Source organism: Amycolatopsis sp. NPDC026612 (genome assembly GCF_040638285.1).
In the GTDB taxonomy this organism is placed as follows: Bacteria; Actinomycetota; Actinomycetes; order Mycobacteriales; family Pseudonocardiaceae; genus Amycolatopsis.
The window spans coordinates 79,544-86,165 of record NZ_JBEZYB010000031.1 but is presented as its reverse complement, the minus strand read 5'-3'; the positions used below and the strand labels follow the sequence as shown (position 1 = coordinate 86,165).

Annotated in this window: 8 protein-coding genes and 1 pseudogene; 2 read left to right on the top strand and 7 right to left on the bottom strand. The window is 73.1% G+C overall.

Annotation, left to right across the window (positions count from 1 at the left end; genetic code table 11):
* The 3 genes and pseudogenes from AB0F15_RS26060 to AB0F15_RS26050 all read right to left on the bottom strand — a co-directional run.
* Positions 1 to 113, bottom strand: a pseudogene (locus AB0F15_RS26060) (lipoyl synthase); the annotation flags it as partial.
* A gap of 25 nt (positions 114 to 138) precedes the next feature.
* Positions 139 to 1,089, bottom strand: a complete 951-nt coding sequence (locus AB0F15_RS26055; RefSeq protein WP_360275283.1) for an oxidoreductase — start codon at positions 1,087 to 1,089, stop codon at positions 139 to 141.
* A gap of 18 nt (positions 1,090 to 1,107) precedes the next feature.
* Positions 1,108 to 1,629 (bottom strand): hypothetical protein, encoded by a 522-nt coding sequence (locus tag AB0F15_RS26050; RefSeq protein WP_360275281.1) that lies wholly within the window; start codon positions 1,627 to 1,629, stop codon positions 1,108 to 1,110.
* Positions 1,630 to 1,761: 132 nt separating this feature from the next.
* On the opposite strand from AB0F15_RS26050, the gene AB0F15_RS26045 reads away from it, so the two are divergent.
* Together AB0F15_RS26045 and AB0F15_RS26040 are read left to right on the top strand one after the other, a co-directional pair.
* Positions 1,762 to 2,373 carry a TetR/AcrR family transcriptional regulator gene (locus AB0F15_RS26045; protein WP_360275278.1) on the top strand — a complete coding sequence of 204 codons (612 nt, stop codon included), beginning with the start codon at positions 1,762 to 1,764 and terminating at the stop codon, positions 2,371 to 2,373.
* A gap of 4 nt (positions 2,374 to 2,377) precedes the next feature.
* Positions 2,378 to 3,313: an LLM class F420-dependent oxidoreductase gene (locus tag AB0F15_RS26040; RefSeq protein WP_360275275.1), complete on the top strand. Its 936-nt coding sequence runs from the start codon at positions 2,378 to 2,380 to the stop codon at positions 3,311 to 3,313.
* A 96-nt stretch (positions 3,314 to 3,409) separates the two neighbouring features.
* Here the strand turns inward: AB0F15_RS26040 and lipB are convergent, their stop codons facing one another.
* The 4 genes from lipB to AB0F15_RS26020 are packed head-to-tail and all read right to left on the bottom strand — an operon-like array spanning position 3,410 to position 6,559.
* A complete protein-coding gene (lipB, locus tag AB0F15_RS26035; protein ID WP_360275272.1) occupies positions 3,410 to 4,153 on the bottom strand; it encodes a lipoyl(octanoyl) transferase LipB in 744 nt (247 codons plus the stop codon).
* Positions 4,150 to 4,773 carry a phosphatase PAP2 family protein gene (locus AB0F15_RS26030; RefSeq protein WP_360275269.1) on the bottom strand — a complete coding sequence of 208 codons (624 nt, stop codon included), beginning with the start codon at positions 4,771 to 4,773 and terminating at the stop codon, positions 4,150 to 4,152. Before AB0F15_RS26030 ends, lipB begins: the two co-directional genes overlap by 4 nt.
* On the bottom strand, positions 4,770 to 5,645 hold the full coding sequence (locus tag AB0F15_RS26025) for a TIGR01777 family oxidoreductase (RefSeq protein ID WP_360275266.1): 876 nt from the start codon (positions 5,643 to 5,645) through the stop codon (positions 4,770 to 4,772). The genes AB0F15_RS26030 and AB0F15_RS26025 overlap by 4 nt, the downstream gene beginning before the upstream one ends.
* A 17-nt stretch (positions 5,646 to 5,662) precedes the next feature.
* On the bottom strand, positions 5,663 to 6,559 hold the full coding sequence (locus AB0F15_RS26020; protein ID WP_360275264.1) for a serine hydrolase: 897 nt from the start codon (positions 6,557 to 6,559) through the stop codon (positions 5,663 to 5,665).
* Positions 6,560 to 6,622: the final 63 nt, after the last annotated feature.

Sequence of the window (6,622 nt, the reverse complement as noted above, 5' to 3'; positions counted from 1 at the left end):
TCCGGACCCATCCGCACCCGCGTCTTGATCCACGGCGGCTTCTTCTCGATCGGCGTCTCACTGTTGCGAACCTCGAGACGCAGCAGCTTCCGGCCTTCAGGTGCAGCACTCACGGCACCAACCGTACGCCCGTCCTGGCTACGCGGGATCGGGGGTGACGCCGGTCAGCTTCGCCGTGACGTCCCACAACCCGGCGCCCAGCGAGGTGCTGCGTGCGGCGGGGAGGGGACGCGCTTTGACCGGGTGGCCGCGCAGCCCGCCGAGGCCGCCCGGCGCGATGTAGTCGCCGCCCTCGACGCCGTCCGCGGTGGCCGCGTACAGCTGCGGCAGCGCGCCCTGGCGGACGTTCTGCGCGAACAGGAGCTCGCCGATCCGGTGGCCGCCGGCGATCGCCGAGCGGACGACCGGGTTGGTGTACGACCGCGCCATGCCGCTGCCGAGCCCGGTCGCGGTGTACCCGGGGTGGGCGGCGACGCTGAGGACGTCGTCGCCTGCCGCGCGCAGCCGCCGGTCGAGTTCGAGGGCGAACACCTGGTTGGCGAGCTTCGACTGCCCGTACGCCGTGGCCGGGTTGTAGCGGCGGTGCTCACCGTTGGGATCGTCGAGGTCGATCCGCGCGCCGGTGGCGGCGATGCTCGAGAGCGCGACGACCCGCGCGGCCCGCCCGCCGCGCAGCGCGGGCAGCAGCAGCCAGGTCAGCGCCGCGTGCCCGAGGTGGTTGGTGCCGAACTGCAGCTCGAACCCGTCGGCCGTGCGGCCGCGGGCGGTCGCCATCACGCCGGCGTTGTTGACCAGCACGTCCAGCGCGTCGCCGGTGCGTTCCCGCACGGCCACGGCGGCCGCGCGCACCGACGCGAGCTCGCTCAGGTCCAGTGGGATGAGCTCGGGTGCGGTGCCCGCGGCGGCCGCGCGGACCTGGTCGAGGGCCTTGGCGCCGCGTTCGGCGGACCGGCAGGCGAGGAGAACGCGGGCCCCCTTGCCCGCGAGCACCTCGGCGGTGCGGAGGCCGAGGCCGGAGTTCGCCCCGGTGACCAGGACGGTCCGGCCGCTTTGCCCGGCGATGTCGGCTTCGGTCCAGCGCTGTGTCATGCGCCTACTTAACCCGGTTCACGCACTGGGCGCGAGCAGCCGCCGCAGGTGTCCCAGCACGGGACGGCGGCGGACGGATTCCTCGCGGCTCGCGCGCAGCAGCGCCTCGAGCGCGTGGCCCACCTTGGCGACCTCGGCGGCCGGCTCGCGCGGGTCGGCCAGCCCGGCCGTGACGGCGAGCATCCGCAGCTCGCTCTCGTGCCTGCGGCGCAGCGACGCGTTCCGCTCGTACGCGCCGTCGAGCACCGCGCGGAGATCGGCGTGCTCTTCGACGGTGGCGCGCCACGCGCGGGTGATGGCGTCGACGTGGTCGCCGAGGCCGTCGGCGTCGTCCGGGTCGACGAACTCGGCGCGCAGCCGTCCGGTCAGCGCCTGCGTCCACTTGTACTGCAGGGCCGCCAGGACGTTCTCCTCGGTGCCGAAGTGCTCTTCGGCACCGGGAACCTCGGCCGGCGGCAGCGGCGCGCCCGGGTTCCGGGCGGCCACGCGGACGGCGGCGTCGAGGATTTCCTGACGTCGGTAGAAGTCTGTCCAGCTCATCGTGGGGGCTCCCCTTCCGTGGCCCGGGTCATACCGCGGGTCTGCGGCATACTCCCGGTACGGACCTGACGCGCCGAACATACCATGAGTATGGAGAGCCGTTCCGGGCGTAAAGTTGTGAAGGTGGCGACAATGAGGTCCAGACGACTCGACTATTCCGAGTCGACGCGGTCCGCGCTGGTCGACAGCGCGGTCGAACTGTTCACCAAACGCGGTTACGCGGGTACCTCGCTCGACGAGATCGCCAAACGCGCCCGGGTGACCAAAGGGGCGCTGTACCACCACTTCAGCGGCAAGCAGGCGCTGTTCGAAGCCGCGTTCGACCAGGTCGAAAGCCTCGTCTACGACCGGCTCGACAAGATCATGACCGGCGACGGCTCGCCGTGGGAACGGGCCCTCGGCGCGCTCAACGCGTTCATCCGCGCCTGCCTCGACCCCGCCTACCAGCGGATCGCGATCCACGAGGCGCCGGTCGTGATGGGCTGGGAACGCTGGCGCGAGGCCGAGGAGCGGTGCAGCTTCGGGCTGGTCCGCGCGGGCCTGCAGTCGCTGATCGACGCCGGCGAGGTCGAGCCGGTGCCGGTCGAGGTCACCGCGCGGCTGCTGTTCGGCGCGTTGTCGAGCGCGGCGACCGAAATCGCCAGCTCGCCGGACCCGAAGAAGGTCGGCGCCGAGATCGAGGACGTCATCGTCCGCATGCTGGTCCGCTTGCGGCGCACGGAGCCCGATGTCTCTATAGGCTGATGTCGTGGACTTGAGGATCTTCACCGAGCCCCAGCAAGGGGCCAGCTACGACGACCTGCTGCGTGTTGCGAAGGCGACCGAAGCCGCCGGGTACGACGCCTTCTTCCGCAGCGACCACTACCTGAAGATGGGCTCGGCCGACGGCCTGCCCGGGCCGACCGACGCCTGGATCACCCTCGCCGGCCTGGCCAGGGAAACCAGCCGGATCCGGCTCGGCACGCTCGTCACCGCGGCGACGTTCCGGCACCCCGGACCGCTGGCCATCTCCGTGGCGCAGGTCGACCGGATGTCGGGCGGCCGCGTCGAGTTCGGTCTCGGCTCCGGCTGGTACGACGCCGAGCACGAGGCGTACGGCCTGACGCTCCCGCCGCTGAAGGAGCGCTTCGACCGCTACGCCGAGCAGCTCGAGATCATCACCGGGCTGTGGAAGACGCCGGTGGGCTCGACGTACTCGTTCAAGGGCGAGTACTACACGCTGACGGATTCGCCCGGTCTGCCGAAGCCGGCGCAGGCCCCGGCGCCGCCGGTGATCATCGGCGGCGGGGGCAAGAAGCGCACCCCGGCGCTGGCCGCACGGTTCGCCGACGAGTTCAACCTGCCGTTCGTCGACACCGAGACGGCGGCGGCGCAGTTCGCCCGCGTCGAGGCGGCGGCGGAGGAGATCGGCCGCGACCCGAAGGAGATCCTGCGGTCGGTGGCGCTGGTCGCCGGCGTGGGCCGCTCCGACGAAGAGGTCGCGCGCCGGGCTTCGGTCATCGGGCGGGACGTCGACGAGCTGCGGGCCAACGGCCTGGCCGGGACGCCCGCGGAGGTCGTCGACCGGATCGGGCAGTGGCGGGAGAAGACCGGGATCACGCGGGTGTACCTGCAGCTGCTGGACCTCTCCGACCTGGACCAGCTCGAGCTGATCGCCGCCGAGGTCGCGCCGCAGCTGGACTGAGCAGCCCCCGATCTCCACGCTAGCGCGACGGGCCGACAGTTTCGGACCCTCGAACCGTGAAGGCCACCTGGTGTCCCCAGGTGGCCTTCACGGTTTTCAGTTCTGCAGAGCGAAGGTGACGCCCGCGGCCTTCGGGGCCTCCGGACGCGGCAGCCAGCGGTCCTCGCTCACCGGGAGCTCGCCTTCGAGCGCGGCCAGGACCGCGTCGCGGGCCAGCGGGAGCACCGCCTCCACCGTGACGTCCCGCTGGAGCTCGTAGGACAGCGACGTCACGCCCGCGTCGCGGATGCCGCACGGGACGATCGTGTCGAACGCAGCCAGGTCGGGGTTGCAGTTCAGCTCGAAGCCGTGCATCGTCACGCCCCGCTGGACGCGGATGCCGATCGCCGCGATCTTACGCTCGATGCCGCGGTCGTCGGCCGGGATCCACACGCCGCTGCGGCCCTCGACGCGGCCGCTCGCCACGCCCAGCTGGTCGCACACGTGGATCAGCGCCTCCTCGAGCCGCCGCACGTAGTGCACGACGTCGATCGGGTCGGCGAGCTGGACGATCGGGTAGCCGACCAGCTGGCCGGGGCCGTGCCAGGTGATCTTGCCGCCGCGGTCGACGTCGATCACCGGGGTGCCGTCCACGGGCCGGTCGGCCGGCTCGGTGCGCTTGCCCGCGGTGTACACCGACGGGTGCTGCAGCAGGAGCATCGTGTCCGGCGCGGTGCCGTCCGCACGGGCGGTGAGCCGGCTGCGCTGGAGCTCCCAGGCTTCGGTGTAGTCGATCGTGCCGAGCTCCCGGACGTCGACGGGCTCGGTGCTGGCGCGGCAGGAAGTGCGGGAAGAACTCACCCGTGGAGGCTACGCCCGTCACCCGGCGGAAGCAGCCGCAAGGCGCACGCTGAGAGCAGCCCGACACCCGCCACCGCCAGCACTGCGCCGATCGTGTCGGTGACCCAATGCACGCCGAGCACGACGCGGCAGGCGGCCGACAGCACGGTCGCGACGGCCACCGCGGCCGCGACGCGCCGGACCAGCCGCGGCCACAGCCACGCGCACAGCAGGACCAGGACGAAGCCGGTGCTCGCCACCGACACCACGTGCCCGCTCGGGTAGCTCAGATCCGGGTAGCCGCGCGGGCGTTCCCGCAGGAAGAGCGGCTTGCCCACCAGGCTGGTCAGCCGGCAGAGCACGAGCACCGCGGCGAGCCGGAGGCACAGGCCCAGGTGCTCGCGCCGGCGCAGCGCCAGTGCGAGCAGCGCCGCACCGAGGACGAAGGGGAGCACCGGGCCGAGGACGTCGCTCCCGGCCTGCGCGACCCGGCCGAGCGGCCGGGCGTACGTGCCGCGAAGCGCGTCCGAGACCGCGACGTCGAGGGCCAGCGGATGCCGCGCAACGCCCAGTCCGAGCAGCACGAACGCCGCCGAGAGCACCACGCCCACGACGAGCCAGCGCTGCACCGGAACGCTCATGCGGCGGCGAGCGCGCTGTCCAGGGTGCGGTGCCGGAACGCGTACCCGGACCGCTCGAGCGCGGCCGGCACGGCTCGCTGCCCGAACAGCGCCATCTCCTCACCGGCCTGGCCGAGCGCGGCCTTGAGCGCGATCCCGGGCACCCGCCACGGCGCGGGCCGGTGCAGCGCGCGGCCGACCGCGCGGGTGAACTCGGCGTTGGTCACCGGTGCCGGACCCGACAGGTTGACCGGCCCGGAGACGTCGTCGTGCGTCAGGACGTGGACGATCGCGCCGATCTCGTCCTCGAGCGAGATCCACGCCATGTACTGGCGGCCGTGGCCGAGCCTGCCGCCCAGGCCCAGCGAGAACAGCGGGCGCAGCGTGCCGTAGAGCCCGCCCTCGGCCGACAGCACCAGCCCGGTCCGGAGCTTCACGACCCGCGCGTCCCCGGCACCCGCCGTCGCCGCTTCCCACGCTTCGCACAGCTCGGCGAGGAAGCCCCGCCCGCGCGGCGCGGCTTCGTCCACAATGGACTCGTGGGTGTGGCCGTAGTACCCGACGGCGGACGCGTTGACGAACACCCCGACGCCGTGTTCGGCGACGGCTTCGGCGAGCACCTCGGTCGGCTCGACCCGGCTATCGGTCAGCTGCTGCTTGCGCATCGCGCTCCACCGGCCGGGGAACAGCGCCCGGCCGCACAGGTTCACGACGGCGTCCACGCCTTCGAAGGCGCCGCTCGCGACGGTGCCCGACGGCGGGTCCCAGCGGAATTCGCCGCCTTCGCGCGCTTCACGCCGCACCAGACGGCGGACTTCGTGGCCGTCGCGCCGCAGACGTTCGCCCAGCGCCGACCCGATCAAGCCGCTCGCTCCGGCGATCAGTACTCGCATGGTTCGATCGTGGCCCATCAGGGTCCGGCCCGCACGCCCAGGTCCCGCGCGAAGGCGGGGAGGTCGGCCAGGATCGCCAGGCCGAACGTGGCGAGCGGGACGTCGGGGAAACCCGTTCCGGTGTAGAACATCGCGATGGCCGCCTCGTCCGTGGACAGGCCGAAACCCCGGCTGCGCGGCAGGGAGCCGCCCTTGAACCGCACGGTGCCGCCGAGTTTCCGGCGCGCGAGCGCGGCGGCGCGGGTGTCCGCGACGGCGAGGTGGCGGTGGAAGGCGAACAGCTCCGCGGCCGTGCCCCGGGCCGTCTCCCGCGTCCAGGCCCACTCCGCTTCGTCGGAGATCGGCTCGCCGCGGACGCGGTCCAGGACGTCCCGCCGGAACGCGGGATCGCCGGTGAAGCGGGCGGTCAGGTCCGGTTGGCCGGGGTGGTACGAGCGCAGGGTTTCGCCGCAGAACCAGCGGAGATCCGGATCGGGCCAGCCGCCGGCCGCGGCCGCGGCCCGCAGTGCCTCGTCGCCGAGCCGGGCCCGCAGGTAGTCGGGGGCCGCGTTGTCGCTCTCGGTGATCATCGCCGAGGCGATCGCGTCGAGCGGGACGAGCCGCTCCGGATCGCGGGCGACGCCGAATTCGTCGCAGGCGATGCCCAGCGAGGTGAGGGCCCGCAGGTGAGCGCCCGCGCCGCGCGGGCCGTCGCCCTCGAAGGGGTGGAACGCGTCCCAGTCACCGACCCGGACCGGTTCCGCCGGGTCGAGCCCGCCGGCGACCGCGGTCGTGTAGGCGAGCAGGTGGACGACCTTGATCGTCGAGGCCAGGACCCGGGGCACCCCGGCGTTGTGCGCCAGGTGGTACCGGCCGTCGGTCGCCACCACCGAGACGTCTTCGCGGTGTGCCGCGAACCAGGTGGGCTCCGCCATCGCCGTCCTCCCCGGATACGCCGAAGGCCACCACCGGGCTGCCCCGGTGATGGCCTTCGGCGG